The 16,990-nt window shown below is 71.4% G+C and carries 15 protein-coding genes; 5 read left to right on the forward strand and 10 right to left on the reverse strand.

What is annotated here, in order from left to right:
* Positions 1-8: 8 nt before the first annotated feature.
* Positions 9-1,580 carry a sodium:solute symporter family protein gene (locus AOQ53_RS36800; protein WP_059424088.1) on the reverse strand — a complete coding sequence of 524 codons (1,572 nt, stop codon included), beginning with the start codon at positions 1,578-1,580 and terminating at the stop codon, positions 9-11.
* A 163-nt stretch (positions 1,581-1,743) separates the two neighbouring features.
* A complete protein-coding gene (locus AOQ53_RS36805) occupies positions 1,744-2,529 on the reverse strand; it encodes an SDR family oxidoreductase (RefSeq protein WP_059424089.1) in 786 nt (261 codons plus the stop codon).
* Positions 2,530-2,627: 98 nt separating this feature from the next.
* Between AOQ53_RS36805 and AOQ53_RS36810 the strand changes: the two genes are divergently transcribed.
* Positions 2,628-3,467 carry a hypothetical protein gene (locus AOQ53_RS36810; RefSeq protein WP_059424091.1) on the forward strand — a complete coding sequence of 280 codons (840 nt, stop codon included), beginning with the start codon at positions 2,628-2,630 and terminating at the stop codon, positions 3,465-3,467.
* A 33-nt stretch (positions 3,468-3,500) separates the two neighbouring features.
* Here AOQ53_RS36810 and AOQ53_RS36815 read toward each other — a convergent pair whose 3' ends face one another.
* A complete protein-coding gene (locus AOQ53_RS36815; protein WP_059424094.1) occupies positions 3,501-5,432 on the reverse strand; it encodes an MFS transporter in 1,932 nt (643 codons plus the stop codon).
* A 186-nt stretch (positions 5,433-5,618) separates the two neighbouring features.
* On the reverse strand, positions 5,619-8,747 hold the full coding sequence (locus AOQ53_RS36820; protein ID WP_059424095.1) for a D-alanyl-D-alanine carboxypeptidase: 3,129 nt from the start codon (positions 8,745-8,747) through the stop codon (positions 5,619-5,621).
* Positions 8,748-8,984: 237 nt separating this feature from the next.
* Here AOQ53_RS36820 and AOQ53_RS36825 point away from each other — a divergent pair, with 237 nt between their 5' ends.
* From AOQ53_RS36825 to AOQ53_RS36835, 3 genes are all read left to right on the forward strand, one after another.
* Positions 8,985-9,740: a GOLPH3/VPS74 family protein gene (locus AOQ53_RS36825; RefSeq protein ID WP_059424097.1), complete on the forward strand. Its 756-nt coding sequence runs from the start codon at positions 8,985-8,987 to the stop codon at positions 9,738-9,740.
* A 232-nt stretch (positions 9,741-9,972) separates the two neighbouring features.
* Complete coding sequence (locus AOQ53_RS36830; protein WP_059424099.1) at positions 9,973-10,830, forward strand: helix-turn-helix domain-containing protein; 858 nt, start codon at positions 9,973-9,975, stop codon at positions 10,828-10,830.
* 194 nt (positions 10,831-11,024) lie between these two features.
* Positions 11,025-11,216: a DUF397 domain-containing protein gene (locus AOQ53_RS36835; protein ID WP_059424101.1), complete on the forward strand. Its 192-nt coding sequence runs from the start codon at positions 11,025-11,027 to the stop codon at positions 11,214-11,216.
* Positions 11,217-11,321: 105 nt separating this feature from the next.
* Here AOQ53_RS36835 and AOQ53_RS36840 read toward each other — a convergent pair whose 3' ends face one another.
* The 3 genes from AOQ53_RS36840 to AOQ53_RS36850 form a co-directional block, all read right to left on the reverse strand.
* Complete coding sequence (locus AOQ53_RS36840; protein WP_059424102.1) at positions 11,322-12,239, reverse strand: MerR family transcriptional regulator; 918 nt, start codon at positions 12,237-12,239, stop codon at positions 11,322-11,324.
* Positions 12,240-12,303: 64 nt separating this feature from the next.
* On the reverse strand, positions 12,304-12,807 hold the full coding sequence (locus AOQ53_RS36845) for a glutathione peroxidase (RefSeq protein WP_059424104.1): 504 nt from the start codon (positions 12,805-12,807) through the stop codon (positions 12,304-12,306).
* A gap of 202 nt (positions 12,808-13,009) precedes the next feature.
* Entirely contained in the window at positions 13,010-14,035 is a 1,026-nt protein-coding gene (locus AOQ53_RS36850) for an ArsR/SmtB family transcription factor (protein ID WP_059424106.1), read from the reverse strand.
* Positions 14,036-14,106: 71 nt separating this feature from the next.
* Between AOQ53_RS36850 and AOQ53_RS36855 the strand changes: the two genes are divergently transcribed.
* Positions 14,107-15,294, forward strand: coding sequence for an MFS transporter (locus AOQ53_RS36855; RefSeq protein ID WP_059424108.1), 1,188 nt, complete (start codon positions 14,107-14,109; stop codon positions 15,292-15,294).
* Positions 15,295-15,341: 47 nt separating this feature from the next.
* Here the strand turns inward: AOQ53_RS36855 and AOQ53_RS36860 are convergent, their stop codons facing one another.
* The 3 genes from AOQ53_RS36860 to AOQ53_RS36870 all read right to left on the reverse strand — a co-directional run.
* A complete protein-coding gene (locus AOQ53_RS36860) occupies positions 15,342-15,815 on the reverse strand; it encodes a MarR family winged helix-turn-helix transcriptional regulator (RefSeq protein WP_059424114.1) in 474 nt (157 codons plus the stop codon).
* A gap of 37 nt (positions 15,816-15,852) precedes the next feature.
* Complete coding sequence (locus AOQ53_RS36865; RefSeq protein WP_059424109.1) at positions 15,853-16,551, reverse strand: nucleotidyl transferase AbiEii/AbiGii toxin family protein; 699 nt, start codon at positions 16,549-16,551, stop codon at positions 15,853-15,855.
* Between the two features lie 114 nt (positions 16,552-16,665).
* Positions 16,666-16,990, reverse strand: a 325-nt coding sequence (locus tag AOQ53_RS36870; protein ID WP_174523406.1) for an SAM-dependent methyltransferase, incomplete at its 5' end; no start/stop codon positions are given.

Raw genomic sequence — 16,990 nt, forward strand, 5'->3', positions numbered from 1 at the left:
CCCCCGCCTCAGTCCCTGACCGTCGTCCGCACCACGTCGTCCGCCGGCCCGGCCGGTACCGGAACCGCGGCCGACGCCGCCCCGTCCCCGTCCGTGTTGATCTTCTCGATGAGCGCCAGCCGCTCCGGGGTGTCCTCCGGCTTGATGTAGCCGACGAGTATGTAGAGGACCAGCGACACCGCCAGCGGGATCGACACCTGGTACTGGAGCGGCACGCCGCCCTCGACGTTCCAGTGGATCGGGTAGTTCACCAGCCAGAAGGCGAGCAGGCCCATCGACCAGCTGACGAGGGCCGCCGTCGGGCCGGAGCGGCGGAACGCCCGCAGCAGGCCCAGCATCATCGGGATCGCCATCGGGCCCATCAGACCGGCCACCCACTTGATGACGACCGTGATGATGTCCTTGAACGCCGGGGAGTTGACCTGCGTCGCCGCCGCCATGGACAGACCGAGGAAGACGACCGTCGCGATACGGGCGACCCGCAGACCCGTGCTCTGGTTCCAGGCCCGTGCCCGTGCCCAGATCACCGGCGCGCAGTCCCGGGTGAACACGGCCGCGATGGCGTTGGCGTCCGAGGAACACATCGCCATGGTGTGCGAGAAGAAGCCGACGATGACCAGCCCCAACAGGCCGTGCGGCAGGAGTTGTTCGGTCATCAGGGCGTAGGAGTCGGAGCCGTCGGCCTTCTGCGACTCGACCAGCAGCGGGGACATCCACATGGGGAAGAACAGCACCAGCGGCCAGACCAGCCAGAGGATCGCCGACAACCGGGCCGACCGCTCGGCCTCCTTGGCGTTCGGCGTGGCCATGTAGCGCTGGGCCTGGTTGAGCATGCCGCCGTTGTACTCGAAGAGCTTGATGAAGAGGAACGCCAGCAGGAAGACCGTGCCGTACGGGCCGACCAGCGGTTTCTCGTGGCCCTGGAGCTCGGGCGAGTCCCAGACGCCGAAGAAGCCGCCGTGGTCGTCGAGGCGTACGAACACCGCCACGAACATCGCGATGCCGGCCAGCAACTGGATGATGAACTGGCCGAGTTCGGTCAGTGCGTCCGCCCACAGGCCGCCGATCGTGCAGTAGATCGCGGTGATACCGCCGGTGATGAGGATGCCCTGGTTGAGGGAGATCCCCGTGAAGACGGACAGCAGCGTCGCGATCGCCGCCCACTTCGCGCCGACGTCCACGATCTTCAGCAGCATGCCGGACCAGGCCAGCGCCTGCTGGGTCTTCAGGTCGTAGCGGTTCTTCAGGTACTCCAGCGGGGAGGCCACATGGAGCCGCGAGCGCAGGCGGTTGATGCGCGGTGCGAACAGCTTCGAGCCGATGGCGATGCCGAGGGCGATGGGGAAGGACCAGGTGACGAAGGACGTGACGCCGTAGGTGTAGGCGATGCCCGCGTACCCGGTGAACATCACCGCGCTGTAGCCCGACATGTGGTGGGAGATGCCGGAGAGCCACCACGGCATCTTGCCGCCGGCGGTGAAGAAGTCGCTGACGTTGTCCACGCGTTTGTGCGACCAGACGCCGATCGCGACCATCACGGCGAAGTAGCCGATGAGCACGGCCCAGTCGAGACCGTTCATGAGTCCCCTTCCACGGGTGCGCCGCCAGGGTCAGGCATGTGAACTCTGGGTTCGGTGACGTACGCACGGCAAGGAAGAGGAAGGTCAAGAGAGCGTAAAAAAGTTCGGTGAGATGACTTATGTTTATGTACGTGAACCTATGACGCTTGGCTGGAAACAGCCCTCAGCGCATCAGTTCACCCGCGTTCACCAGTAGCGACTGGCCTGTGATCGCCCGCGCCCGGTCCGACACCAGGAACACCGTCGCGTCCGCCACGTCCGCGTCCGTCGCCAGCTCCGGCAGTGCCGTACGACCCGTCAGCCTGCCCAGCACCTCCGCCTCCGACACGCCCTCCTTGCCCGCGGTGAACCGTACGTACGCCTGCACCGGCGGGCCCCACATCCAGCCCGGCAGCACGGTGTTGACCCGGATCCGGTACGGCCCCAGCTCCCGCGCCAGCGAGTACATCGCGCTCGTCAGCGCCCCCTTCGACGCCGCGTACGCCGCCTGCCGCACCTGCGACGGAGCCGCCGCGGCCGACTGTGCCCCGATGAACACCACCGCGCCGCCACCCGTCTTCAGTGCCGGCAGGCACGCCCGGGTCATCCTCAGCGTGCCCAGCAGGTTCACGTCCAGCACCGCGCGCCAGGCCTCGAAGTCCGCGTCCTCCAGGCCGCCGAAGTGACCGTCCAGCGCGGCCACGTGCACCACCGCGTCGATCTGCCCGAACCGCTCCCGCGCCAGCCCCGCCAGCGCCTCGCACTGCCGCTCGTCGGCGATGTCGGTCGCCCGGTACGCCGTGCGTGACCCGTCCGGATCGAGCTCGGCGGCCGTCTTCGCCAGGTTCGCCTCCGTACGGGCCCCGAGCACGGCCCGGCCCCCGTCCCGTACGACGGCCGCCGCCACCTGCCGCCCCAGCCCGGCCCCGACCCCCGACACGACGACCGTCTTCCCCGCGAGCAGTGGCATTGGCAGGACCTCCCGGAAGCCGGAACCGTACGCCGGACCCTGGCGCTTTATCTGACGGAGCGTCAGAGTATGGGCCAGCCGCCTACGAAGGGGAAGGCATGAGCGATGACACCCGCAGCGAGCTGTACGCCGAACTGGCCGCCGTCGGCCCCTACGGCACCCACCCCGGCCACGCCCTGATCACCATGGTCGAACCGCACCCGGGCCACGAGTACGCCTACAACCGCTGGTACGAGGACGACCACTACTACGCCGGCGCGATGGCCATGCCCTGGATGTACGCCGGCCGCCGCTGGGTGGCGACCCGGGAACTGCAACTCCTGCGCTACCCCGAGAAGTCGGCGGTCGCCCAGCCCGTCACCACGGGCTGCTACCTCTCCACGTACTGGATCACCGCCGGCCGCTACGACGACCACATGCGCTGGACGGTCGCCATCAACAGGCGCCTCAACCGCGACGGCCGCGTCTACCACGACCGCACCCACGTCCTCACGGCGTTCCAGGACCACGAGGTGACGGTCTACCGGGACGGGGCGGCCGGACCGCGCGACGTCCACGCCCTCGACCACCCCTACGCCGGCCTGGTCCTCCAGGTCGTCGAGGCAGGCGCACCCGAGCAGCGCCCACAGATGCTGGAGTGGCTGCGCTCCCGCCACCTGCCCAAGCGGCTCGCGGGCTCCCCGGCGGCGATGGTGACCGTCTTCCGCCCGACCCCGCTGCCCGGCGACCGCATGACCTACGTCAAGCAGGTCGAGGGCGTCGACACCCGGCTGACCCTGCTGTGGTTCCTCCAGGCGGACCCGCGCGAGTGCTGGGAGACCTTCTTCACCGGCCTGGACACGGCGGTCGCCGAATCCGGGCTCGGCCGGGTGGAGCTGGTCGCGCCCTTCGTCCCGACGGTGCCGGGAACGGACCAGTACGTCGACCGGCTCCGCTGAGAGCCGATAGCCGATAGCCGAGCGCCGGCAGGGTCAGCGCAGTTCCTCCGGGCACGGCGTGCCCCGGGGCAGTTGGTAGGGCGCCGCCAGGTGGTAGGTGCCCGGCTTCGGCGCGACCAGCACCGTCCACCTGTCGCCGTTCTCGTCCTCCTCCGTCTCCGCCAGGCAGCCGTTGACGTTGACGTACGTCTTCGGCTCGCCCTCGGGACGGTCCTTGGACGCCTCCGTCTCCTGCGGCGGCTTCAGGCTCTTGCCCTCGGCGTCGACGATGCTCAGCCACGGCGAGTACGGGATACGGACCAGGATCCGGCCCGCCTTCCTCACCTGGAGGATCATCTCGCCCTGCTCGGCCCGGTCGACGACCGCGTTCGGCTCGGCCAGCGGGGTGGGGCCGGTCACCTTGAACAGCTGCCAGTTGGCGTCCCCCCAGACCTGGGTCAGATACGGCAGCCCGCGTTGCACCAGCGCCCGCTCCCGCTGCCCTCCGTCGCCGTCCGGCTCGTCCTTCGGCAGCACCACGTAGTGCACCGCCCAGCGCTTCAGCCACTCGTGGTAGTTCGCCGAGTTGAGCGTGTCGTCGTAGAAGAGGGGGTTGCGCTCCATGTCGGCCTGCCGGTTCCAGCCGCGGGCCAGGTTGACGTACGGGGCGAGGGCGGAGGCCTCGCGGTGGGAGCGGGCGGGGACGACCTCCACGCGGCCCTTCTCTGCGCCGACCTCCTGCAACTCGTTCACCAGCGGCGCCAGCTCGCGCGACCAGGACGCCGCCGGGGCCGTGTGCACGATGTCGTCGACCGTCTTGAAGCCGATCCACCCGGTGAAACCGACGAACGCGACGACGATCGCGTACCACTTGCGGCTGCGCGGCACCGCGAACGGCAGCGCGACGACCAGCACCACCCCGGCGAACAGCATCGCCAGCCGCGTGATGTTCGAACCGATCTGGGAGCTGATCAGCCACACCAGCACGACACCCAGCCCGTACACGGCGGCCGTCAGCCGGACCGTCTTCCAGTCCTTCGGCACGAGGGCGAAGGCGAGAACCGAGTACGTGAGCGGCAGGATCACCGAGGCGTACGTCATCGGCTGCGTCCCCGAGAACGGGAACAGCCACGCCGACACCGCCACCACCGCCGTCGGCGCCAGCCCCAGCGCCCACGCGCCCGGCCGCCGTTTCTGGAGGAACAGCGCCACCGCGACCAGGCCCACGAACAGACCCGCGACCGGCGAGGCCATGGTGGCCAGCGCGGCCAGCGGCGCCGCGGACAGGGCCTTCGCCCAGCGCTTGTAACGCCACCGGTAGGGCCAGCAGAACACGACGGCGACCGCGCCGAGCGCGAACATCATGCCCAGGCCGAATGTCACCCGCCCGGACACCGCGTTGCAGAACAGCCCGAACACGCCGGCCAGCGACGCCCACAGGGGGTTGCGGACGGACCGGCTGCGCAGGAGGAGCAGGGTCAGCAGCCCCGCCGAGACCGTCCCCGCGATCATCATCGTCGTCCGCACGCCGAGCACCGACATCAGATACGGCGACACCACGCTGTACGACACCGGGTGCATCCCGCCGTACCAGGCGAGGTTGTACGCCGAGTCCGGGTGCCGGCCGACGAACTCGGCCCAGGCGTCCTGCGCGGCCAGATCGCCGCCGCTGTTCGCGAACGTGAAGAACCAGACGACGTGGAGCACTCCGGCCAGGACCGTGATGGACAGGACGGGGTGGCGCAGCATGCGCTCACGCAGCGTCAGGAGGGCCGTCGGCAGCCGCGACTCAAGGGAGTCGGGGGAGTCAGCGGAGTCAGGGGAATCGGGGGAGCCGGCCGACTCGCGGGAGTCACGGGAGTCACGGGAGTCGCCCTCACGGGCGTTGCGGCCGCCGCCTTCCCCGGCTGCGGGCAGGCGTATTCGCGGGCCGGCTACCGGGCCCGGTTCGGCGTCGTCGGCGCGTGTCGGCTCCGCAGTGGCCACTCGAAGGCACTCCCCGTGTCCCGTCTTCTGTTCTCGTCCACTCTTCCCGGCCGTGCCCCGTTGGTCAGCGGTTCACGCCCGCGCCGCCGCGGACGGCGGTCTGCCCGGTTCGCGACGCTAGCACGCACCCCGCCGGACGGCGCCCGGACGGGCCGTTACCGGCGGGGTGCGGTCGTGCGGGCCGGCTCAGCCGATGCGCGTGAGCTTGTCCGCGAAGCCCGGCTCCACGAGGTCCTTCTGGAGGGCGACCGGGACCTTGACCGCTTCGGTGCTGCCGTCACCGACGGTGAGAGTGCCCACCTTCTTGCCGGCCTTCGCCGTGTGCGGCAGCTCGTCCGCGGCGAACGTCAGCTTGACGGACAGGCCCGCCCAGCCGACCGCCGTGACGTCCTCGGTGACGGCGACCGGCGTACGGCCGCCGAGACCGTCGTCCGCGTACCCGACGACCGTGCCCTTCTTCAGGATCGTCGCCGACTCCAGCGCGCCCTGCGCGGCCTTGATCAACTTGTCGCCCTCGTGCAGCGCGGCGCCCAGGATGGTGTTGTCCGGGCCGCCGGCGGGCTGACGCACGACGGCGCCGACGATCCGGCGGACCTCGCCGTTGACGTCCTTCCTCGCCGAGAAGACGAGGTTGCCGAGCGCCGAGGTGGTGGTGCCGGTCTTGATGCCGGTGACGTCGTTGTAGCCGACCAGGCGGTTCCAGTTGCCGTGCTTGGCGCCCTTGTAGTCGACGTACGACATCATCGCCGCGACCTCGCGGAACGCGGGCTGCTCCATGGCCGCCTTGGCGAGCTTCACCTGGTCCACGGCCGTGGACACGGTGGTGTTGTTCAGGCCCGACGGGTCGGTGTACGTCGTGTTCTTCATGCCGAGGTCCTTGGCGGCGTCGTTCATCTTCCGCACGAACGCCTTCTCGGAACCCGCGTCCCAGCGGGCGAGCAGCCGCGCCACGTTGTTCGCGGAAGCGATCAGGATGCTCTCCAGAGCCTCCCTCTGACTGATCTTGTCGCCCTTGGTGACGTCGACGGTGGACTCCTGGCCGGCGTCGGACTGGTCCTCGGCGGCCTGGTCGATCTCGATCTTCGGCCCGTCCTCACCGCTCTTGAGCGGGTGGTCGCGGAGGATCACATAGGCGGTCATGACCTTGGCGACGCTCGCGATCGGCACGGGCTTCTGCTCGCCGGACGACCCGAACGTACCGATGCCCTGCACGTCCAGCGCGGCCTGGCCCTCGGCCGGCCAGGGGATGTCGACCTTGCCGCCCTCGAAGGTGTAGCTGTCCTCGGCGGTGAGTTCCAGGGTGGGCGCCGGCAGCGGGCGCACGCTCTGTACGACCCCGAAGACGACCACCAGCAGCAGCACCAGCGGCGTCCAGATCTTCACCCGCCGCACGGCCGTCCGCAGCGGGGTGTCCGGCGGCGGCGGAGTGTTCGTCAGCTCGGCCAGCAGATCCAGCGGCGGCCGCGGCGGCAGGGGCTGCTGGGTGGTCCGCTCCGGGCCGACGGTGGGGCCGACGGTGGGGACGGGGGCGGTGGCGTCGGCGGGGGCGGGCGCAGCGGCCTGTCCGGCCGGGGCGGCCTCTCCGGCCTGTGTGCCGGACGCCGGCTTCCGCGTCGACGGGTCGTCCAGCGGCTTGAGCGCGACGAACTTGCTGGTCCGCTCGACGTCCTTCTCGGGCGCGGCCTCGGCGTCCTTGGCGGCACCGCCGAGCTTCAGCATGGTGGTCGGCTGGTCGACCGGGGGCCGTACGGCTTTGAAGACGGCGGTGGGCTGGTCGACGGGGGGTTCGGCGTCGCCCTTGCCGGTGCCGGTGTCCTCCGGCTCGGGGGCCTTGCCGCTGTCAGGGGTGTCCTTGGCTTCGGGCTCGGGGGAGTCGGCCTCGGCCGTCTCGGGCTTCTCCGGGGTGTCGTCGGTGTCGCCGGCGGTGGTGGTGTCCGCCGAGGCGGCCCCGGAAGCGCCGGTGGCGGAACGGTCCGCCTCAGCCTCGACGGCCTCCTCCTGCCCGCCCTGGGCACCGGCACCGGCCTCGGCAACCTCCTCCGAGTCCTCGGCCTTCGGCCGGTCCTGGGCGTCGGTGGCGGCGTCGTCCGTGCCTTCGGTCTTCGGGCGGTCCTGGGCGTCGGTGGCGGCGTCGTCCGTGCCTTCGGCGTCTTGGTCGTCCCGGGCGTCTACGTCGGCCTCAGCGGCCTTCTCAGGCTTCTGGCCGCCCGTATCGGCATCCCTGGCCTCTTCCGCCCTCTCAGCCGCCTTCTGGCCGTCCTCAGAGGCCTTGTCGGCGCTCTCGGCCCGCTCGCCTCGCCCCTCGGCCGCCGCAGGCTCCTCGTCCTGGTCGGCCGACGCGACCCACGCGGCCACGGCGTCCCGCAGCCGTCCGTCACTGGAGGCGGCGTCGCCCCCGCCCTCACGGGAGCCGGTTGACCCGCCGGATTCGGAGCCCTCGGCGGAGCCGGAAGCCTCACCGGCCTCGGAGCCCTCGGCGGAATCGGAACCCTCACCGAGGCCGGAAGCCTTGCCGCAGCCGGTTGACTCGCCGGGCTCGGAGGCCTCAGCGGAAGCCGAAGCCCCAGCCTGCCCCGAAGACCGGCCGGAGCCCCTCACGGGCTCCTCCACAGACTGCCGGGACGCGTCGGCCGCCGTGCCCTCGGCACCGGCGTCACTCTCGTCCTGCTCGGTCTCAGCCGCCGTGTCCGCGGCGCCCGCCTGGCCCTCGCCCCGCTCGGCGTCGGCCTCTCGCTCGGCGTCAGCTGCCGAACCGGCCTCGTCCGCGTCCCGCTCGGCGTCAGCCGCCGAGTCGGTCTCGCCCGCGCCTCGCTCGGCGTCGGCCGCCGTGCCCTCGGTGTCCGCGTCGCTGTCGTCCTGCTCGGCGTCAGCCGCCGTGTCCGTGGCGCCCGCCTGGCCCTCGCCCCGCTCGGCGTCGGCCTCTCGCTCGGCGTCAGCTGCCGAACCGGCCTCGTCCGCGTCCCGTTCGGCGTCAGCCGCCGAGTCGGTCTCGCCCGCGCCTCGCTCGGCGTCAGCTGCCGAACCGGCCTCGTCCGCGTCCCGTTCGGCGTCAGCTGCCGAACCCGCCTCGTCCGCGTCCCGTTCGGCGTCAGCCGCCTCGGCCGGCTTCTCCGCCGTCCGGGCGGACAGCACACGGGTCGCCGTATCGGCGCCGCCCCGCTTCGCGGACCTCTCCGTGTCCCGGGCCACCGCGAGGCGCGGGTCACGCTTGGGTGAGGCCTCGCTCCTGGCCTCGGGAACCGGACTCGCGCTCCCCGACGTCGGTTCTGCCGACGACTCGCGCTGCTTCGACCTGTCGGGGGACTCGCCCGCCACCGATGCCTCCTCCTCGCGCCGCGCTCCCCGCGTGCGCGTACCGAACCGTGAACCGCCGCCCGTGACACCGCTCCCCGGCGCTGTCCGAACCATGTACCAGTGTCCTGTGTGCGGACTAAACCCATCGGGTAGACGAGAACGACATACCTACTGGTTCCACTACGAACCGGTCACGCACCCTCGACAGACCAATGTGAGAGGGGTCACCCTGTCATTCATCCACGCGGGGAGGCATGGATGGGCAGGAGCCGCAGAACACTTCCGGAGGAGCTTCTGCTGCTGGCATTGGACCCGGCCACGGGTACCACTGCACAGCCGCAGTCGCTCGACCTCGGTCTGGCCGGTGCACAGCTAGTGGAGCTGGCACTGGCCGGACGGATAGCCCCAGACGGGGATCGTATCGCCGTGGTTGTACCACGGCCGACTGGAGATCCAACTCTGGACTGCGCGTTGGAGTTGCTGCGAAGGCGCGGCGCTCCCGTACGGGCGGTTCACTGGATCGGCGGGCCACGATTGGGGCTCCGCCAGACCTACCTCAGCCATCTGGAGCGGTGCGGCATGGTGCACGCCGTGGCGGGCCAGATGTGCGGAGTGCTGCCGACGACTCGCTACCAGGCGACGGACAACGACATCAGCCGGGAGATCAGGGCCCGGCTGGACTCGGCGATCCGCACCGGCGTACCGCCGGACCCGCGGACCGCCGCGCTCGCCGCCCTGGCACACGCGGTCGGCCTCGGCAAGCACCTGTATCCGGGCAACGAGGGGCGCTCCTCTCGGTCCCGGCTGCGGGACCTGATCAGGCACGACCCCATGGGCGGTCTCGTCGCGCACGCGGTGATGGACGTCCAGAACGGCGTGGCGGCCCAGCCGCGCCGCAGCCCGGCCCCGTCCGGCCGTCAGGCCGCCGGCGGAGCCAGGCCCGCACCGGAACCCGCCCGCGGTGTTCCGATGCAACCGCGCCACGGAACCATGGCGCGCGCCGTGGCCCACTGAGCCGCGCGGCGACACGAGCACGACGCCGCGCCCACGAACCCGGTCACGGGAGCCGCTGTCCGAGCGGGGCGGGGAGAGCACACACTCTCCCCGCCCCGCTCGGCGTGCCTGTCCGAACTGGCGTGTACCCGTCGCATATCCACCGTTTCCCAGCGGTAGGACGCACCTTGGTGGCAGTCTGCTCAACAGCAGATACGCAAAGTAGAGGCACGCAGCCGGAGGTGCACGTCCCGTGGCGTCCAATGTCAATCCCACCGTCAGGCGGCGCCGGCTGGGCCAGGAGCTGCGCCGGCTCCGTGAGCTCAAGGGCATGACGGCCGAAGAGGTCGCCGAGCGACTGCTGGTGTCCCAGTCGAAGATCAGCCGGCTGGAGAACGGCCGGCGCAGCATCAGCCAGCGCGACGTCCGGGACCTGTGCGGGGTCTACGAGGTCGAGGACCAGCGGATCGTCGACTCGCTCATGCAGATGGCCAAGGACTCCCGGCAGCAGGGCTGGTGGCACGCCTTCGGGGACATCCCGTACAGCGTCTACATCGGCCTGGAGACGGACGCCGAGTCGCTCAGGGTCTACGAACCCCAGATCATCACCGGCCTGTTGCAGACGCGTGCGTACGCCGAGGCCATCATCCGGGGCGGCTCGCCCGAGGCGTCCGAGGCGGACAACGACAAGCGGGTCGAGGTCCGGCTGCGCCGGCAGGGCCGTATCACCGCGGAGACGGACCCGCTGCGGCTGTGGGTGGTCCTGGACGAGGCGTCCCTGCACCGGGTCGTCGGGAGCCGGCAGGTGATGCGCGAGCAGCTGGAGCACCTCATCGAGATGTCGCAGCTGCCCCACATCACCGTGCAGGTGCTGCCGTTCGAGGTCGGCGCGCACGCCGGCATCAACGGCCAGTACTCGATCCTGGAGTTCGCCGACGCGGCCGACTCCAGCGTGGTGTACATCGAGGGCGTGACCAGCGACCTCTACCTGGAGAAGCCGCTCGACGTGCAGAAGTACACGGTGATGTACGAGCACCTGCGCGCCCAGTCGCTGAACGTGGACCAGTCGCGGCAGCTCATCGAGCGCCTCGCGAAGGACTACGCACGCTGACCGGCCGTGGCTCAGGACCTTCAGTCCGGCAAAGCGCGGGATGTTACACCTCTGACACGCCTGACTGGAAGTCTCCCCTGGAATATGCCATCCGGTCGAGTGAATGGCTGCTCCGAACGAGGATGTTGGCGAGTAGCGTCGATCACGCCAACCACCAGCACGGTTGGCGTAAAGGCAACTGCTACGGAGCGAACATGGCAATTCGTCTGGGCGCCACGGAAACGTGGACGACGTCCTCCTACACCAACAACAACGGCGCCTGTGTGATGGTCAGGTCGACCGTCGAAGAGGCTCTGGAACTCGGGGACACCAAGGTCCCCGAGGGTCCCAAGCTGGCGTTTCCCGCCGACGCGTGGAACGTCTTCGTGGCCTCGGTCAAGGCCTGAGCCACCGCTCGACAACAGCACAAGCACCACCGACAGAGCCCTCTCGACCAGCCTCGCCGTCCTTGCCGAGAGGGCTCCGCTTGTGCCCGCGGGCCCTGAGGGCGATCAGCTCACCGGGAACGCCACATCACACACCGGGTCGTCGGCTCCCGCCGCCTCCCAGTCCGCGAAGTACAGCTCCCGGCACGGACCGGCCGGGGCCAGTCCCTCCGCCGCCATCCACTCCTCCACCGCCTCGAACGCGGCCAGGATCTGCGGGTGCGCCACCTGCGCCTTGGTGATCCGGGTGTACGCCAGCCGCCGGGCCGGCTCCACGCGTACGGTCGTCTCCCACGCCCGCCCTCCCCCAAGCTCTCGGCTCCGCTCGACCAGGGGGGACCCCCATCGCTCCGCCCAGGCCCGTGCCGCCGCCTCGTCGGCGACCGGCACGCACGCCTCCGCGGGCCCGTCGCTCTCCATCGACACCTCGGCGTGATAGGCGACGAACGGCACTCCGGTCACGCCCCCGCACTCCCGGGCCGCCTCCTCCAGCCGGCCCAGCGCCGCCCCGATCCACGTCGGCAGATCGTCCGCCAGCGTGTGCCGCTTCTCGGTGATCACCACCTGCTCGGGCACGTCCACCGCCTCGACCGCGAACTTCCGGTACATCTCGGAGCTCCTCCCCGACAGTCGTCCACGGAGGTACTCGGCGAGTGTCCGCTGCCCCACCACCCGCGCCTCGACGTCCGCCCAGTACGTGCCGAGCAGCTCCGCCGCCGTCGGCCCGTCGCCCGCCGCGACCACCTCGGCGATCCGGGCGAGCGGCATGTCCAGCTGCCGCAGCATGGCCACGAGCCGGGCCCGTTCGACCTGGCCGGCGCGGTAGTAGCGGTAGCCGGTGGCCTCGTCGACGTGAGCCGGGGACAGCAGCCCCAGCCGGTCGTACAGTCGCAGGGCCTTGGCCGACAGCCGGGCGCGCGCGGCGAACGCCCCGATGGTGAGCAGGTCACGGTCCGGTACGTCCACCACGGCATCCTCCGTCATCGGGCGGCTCTTCCGCCCGAGGACACTCGGCCCTGCCCCAGGGGCAAGGTCAACCGGGCGGGTGTCAGGCCAGCTGCGCCTCGATGGCCGCCACGAGCTCCTCCGACTCCGGCTCGGTCTGCGGGGAGAAGCGGGCGACGACCCGGCCGTCCCGGCCGACGAGGAACTTCTCGAAGTTCCAGCGGACGTCCCCGCTGTGCCCCTCGGCGTCGGCGAAGCCCGTCAGGCGGTCGTACAGCGGGTGCCGGTTCTCGCCGTTGACCTCGACCTTCTCGGTCATCGGGAAGGTCACGCCGTAGGTCGCCGAGCAGAACTCGGCGATCTCCTCGGAGCTGCCGGGCTCCTGCCCGAGGAACTGGTTGCAGGGCACGCCGAGGACGGTGAAGCCGCGCTCGGCGTACCGCTCGTGGAGCTTCTCCAGCCCGTTGTACTGCGGGGTCAAGCCGCACTTGGAGGCCACGTTCACCACGAGCACCGCCTTGCCCGCGTACTGGGACAGGTCGGCGGAACCGCCCTGGAGGGCACCGATCTCGACGTCGAGGGGAGAGGAACCGTTGTGAGTCGTCATGAGCGGATGCTAGTGCCCCGGCAGGCAACGTTCGCCCGTCAAGGAGCGGCGTCCGGTGCGTGCTCTGGGGGTACCCCCTGCTCGAAGAGCTTGGGGGAGTGCCGGCCGGACGCCCTCGTACTGGATGTACCCAGGCTTTCGGCCGGTGCGGCGAGAGGGCGTGCCGGGCGTCGCGACGGGGCGAACGTTGCCTGCCGGGGCACTAGCTCGCGCGGGTGCCGGGCAGACCGGTTCCGGCCTCCACCAGGACCTGCCCCGCCGCGGTGCGCGAGTACAGCACCGACCGGCCGGCCCGCCGCCGCTCGACCAGCCCGGCGTCCAGCAGCACCCTCAGATGCCGGCCGACCGAGCCGAGCCCCTGCCCGGTCACGGCGACCAACTGACTGGTGCTCAGCGGGGAGTCGAGAAGGACGAGCACACACGCCCGTGCGGCCCCGAGCAGTGCGCCGAGGCTCGCGGGTACGGCCCGGCCGCCGGCGTCGGCGAGCACGCCCGCGCACGCGTAGATCACCGCGTACCGGTCGGGCTCCTCCCAGGACACCCAGCCGGTCTTCGGGGTGACCGGCACGAACAGGAGCTCGGCGCCGGAGATCTCGCGGGGCGGGTACTCGTGCAGATTCACCTGGAGCCGGTTGTCACCCAGCCACCGGGTCCGGCCCGGTCGCAGCGCGTCCAGCACCGCTGCCCAGCCGCCCCGGCCCACCTGCGCGGTACGGGCGACCACGTCCGCCTCCAGCACCCGCCGGCGCCGGTCCCAGTCCGGCCGTACGGTCTCGGTCCAGACGTACGTCAGCAGGCCGGCCGCGCGCTCGGGGAGGTCGTCCCGGTCCAGGGCGGCGGGAAGGGGGTCCCCCCTGGTCGAGCGGAGCCGAGAACTCGGGGGAGGGCCGGCGAGGGAGATCCGCAGATGGGCGCGGGCCTCGTCGGGGCGGGCCGCCCGCACCCGTGCCACCTCTTCCTCGAAGGTCTCCCGGTCTCTCGGGGTGGGCGTGAGGAAGTCGGCGATCCAGGACCGGCCCAGCCCGGCGCGGACGAGCAGCGCGGTCACGGGGTCGGCGGTCAGCCGGGCCCGGTAGCCGGGCAGGTGGTCGCGCAGCCAGGCCCGTTCGCCCGGGTGTGCGGGTGTGCCCCGGTGCAGCAACTGGAGGCAGGCGAAGGTCTCGGCGAGCGGGGAGAGCACGAACCGGCTCCCGGCCAGGGTGTCGGCGTTGATCTGCCACCAGCCCATGCGCACCCCCCGACGTTTCGCACCTGCGCGAAACAATAACCACACGATCCGGGTCGCCGGAGACTCCCCGCATGCGCAGTTACCGCGAACTGTTCCGCACTCCCGAGTTCACCCCGTTCTTCCTGGCCGCGTCGGCGCAGACGGTCGCCCAGACGACGGGCGGACTGGCGCTGGGCACCCTGGTGTACCGGGCGACCGAGTCGCCGCTGCTCTCTGCGCTGAGCATGTCCGGCTCGTCACTGGTGCAGATGGCGGGCGCGATGTTCCTGCTCTCGGCGGCCGACCGGCTGCCCCCGCGCGCGGCCCTGACGGCCCTGCCCCTGCTCTTCGCGGCGGGCACGGCGGCCCTGGCCCTGCCCGGACTGCCGATCTGGGTCCTCTTCGTGATCGTCCTGGTCATGGGGCTGGCGAAGTCGGTGGGCGGGGGAGTGCGCTGGGGCCTGCTGAACGAGATCCTCTCCAAGGACGGCTACCTGCTGGGCCGTTCGGTCTTCAACATGATGAGCGGCCTCATGCAGGTCGCCGGATACGCGACCGGCGGCGCCCTCGTGGCCCTGCTGTCCCCACGGATCTCCCTGCTGGTGGCCGCCGTCCTCTACCTGCTGTCGGCCTCGGTCGTCCGCCTCGGCCTGACCGGCCGCCCACCCCGTACGTCGGGCCGCCCCTCGGTGTCGGCGACCTGGCGCGCCAACGCGCTGCTCTGGTCGTCCGCACCCCGCCGCCAGGTCTATCTGGCCCTCTGGATCCCCAACGGCCTGGTCGTGGGCTGCGAATCCCTCTACGTCTCCTACGCCCCGGACTCCGCCGGCACCCTGTTCGCCTTCGCCGCGTTGGGCATGCTGGCCGGGGACGTGCTGGTGGGCCGCCTGGTCCCACCGCGGCTGCGCCCCCGGCTGGGCTTCCCGCTCCTGCTGCTCCTGGCCGTCCCGTACGTGCCCTTCCTCCTGCACCCGCCCCTTCCGCTCGCGGTGGCCGCGGTCACGCTGGCCTCGGTCGGCTTCGGCGCGAGCCTCGTCCAGCAGGAGCGCCTGGTGGCTTTGACGCCCGACGCCCTCACGGGCCACGCCCTGGGACTGCACTCGGCCGGCATGCTCACGATGCAGGGCGTGGCCGCGGCACTCGCGGGCTCGGTGGCCCAACTGACGTCCCCGGCAGGGGCGATGACGGCCATGGCGACGCTGTCGGCCGGGGTGACGCTGGCGTTGATGACGGTGGGGAGGCGGGAGCAGCGGGCGACGGCACCGGTGCCAGGACGGTGAGCTTCTGAGGGAAGGCCTGGAAGGCCTGGAAGGTTTGGAAGGTCCGCCTAGTCGGCGGCGAACACCTGCTCGGCCTCCACGAACACCTCGGGAACGCCGTTGTCGGCCACGACCCGCGACAGCAGTACGGCCAGCCGCTCCCGTTCGGCGCCGTTGAGCCCGGACGGCAGGGCCTCCATCCGGCGGCAGGTCTCGGCGTAGAACTTCTCGGCGAGCGCGGCGCCTTCCTCCGTAAGCCCCACCCGCACGGCCCGGCCGTCGCGTGGGTCGGCCTCCCGCCGCACCAGTCCGCGCCGCACCGTCCGGTCCACCAGGCCGGTCAGGCTCGACTTCGCCAGCCCGAGCATGTCCCCGAGCTCGCCCATCCCGTAGGGCTGCGGCATCAGTACGCACAGCAGCTGCCCCTGCTGCGGCGTCAGCCCGTACGCGCGGCTGGCCTCCGCGTACACACCGTCCACCAGGAACGCCGCCCGCACGAGCGCGGCGACCACCCCCGCCTGCCCGGTTGCCCCTTTCCGCATCCGGTCAGGGTACCGACCGGTCATTCCCCCGTACGGGTCACTCCTCATCCGGGGCGCTCTCGTCCGGGGCCCCGCCCTCGATGAGCCGCTCCGCGATGTCGTCGGCCCACTCCTGCGCCCAGCGGCGGAGTCCGGCGACGCCCGGGGTGTCGAGGCCGTGGGCGGTGAACGCGCTGTCGTCGAGCCAGTCCGTGCCGGTCAGCCGGGCCTGGAGGTCGGTGAGGTCGAAGGGTTCGGAGGCGTGGCGGCGGCCGAGCTCCTCCAGTTCGGGGTGGCTCCAGCGGGCCGAGGCGGCGTATACGTCGACCAGGTCACGGGGGAGGCCACGGTCGGCCAGGTCCCGCACGCGGGTGCCGACGAGGTCGTCGAGGGAGAGGGCCGGCCCGAGCCCGGTCACCACGGGCGGGCGCCACAGCACCTCCTTGTGGAGGCCGACCTCGTACTCCGCACCGGTCGCCGCGTCGGTGACGAGGAACTGGGCGGACAGCGGATCGCTCTCCAGAGTCCGCACGAGCCAGCCGCGCGCCACGAGCCCCGTCCGGACGGTGTCGGCGATGCCGTCCATCCCGGCGGGGTGCTCGGTGGCGACGTCCACGTCCGGTCCGGCCCGCTGCACCAGCCCGTGGGCCAGCACCGCGTACCCGCCCGCGAGGACGAGGGCGTACGCCTCACCCACCGCGAGCAGGTCACCGATGAGCCGCCGGACCGGCTCGGGGGCGGGGGCTGGTGCGGCCATGTCCTGATTATCGCGTGGGGGCTTCCCGGGGGCGCGGGCTGCATCGATATGCGGCTCCGCCGCGTGGGCGCGACCAGCCACGACGGCGCCGCGCGGAAAATGATGCGGATCCTCCTACGGCTTGCGTCCCACGCCGCAGTACGCGTCCACACCGGCGGCGTCCTCACCGACCGCTCCCTCGGAAGGCTCCGGCCGCCACTCGGGCACCCGTACGACTCCTGGCTCCACCAATTCCAGCCCGTCGAAGAACCCGGCGATCTCGGCAACCTCACGTACGTGATACGGCACCGCCCCACTCTCGTTGTAGGCCTCCGACGCGGCGATCATGCCCTCACTCGTCGCGGTGCTGTCGCTGATCACCAGATGGCTGCCGGCCGGCAACCCCGCCATCAGCCGCCGCACCAGCTCACGCGCCCGCTCGTAGTCGGCGACGTGCCCC

Source organism: Streptomyces azureus (assembly GCF_001270025.1).
Lineage (GTDB): Bacteria > Actinomycetota > Actinomycetes > Streptomycetales > Streptomycetaceae > Streptomyces > Streptomyces azureus.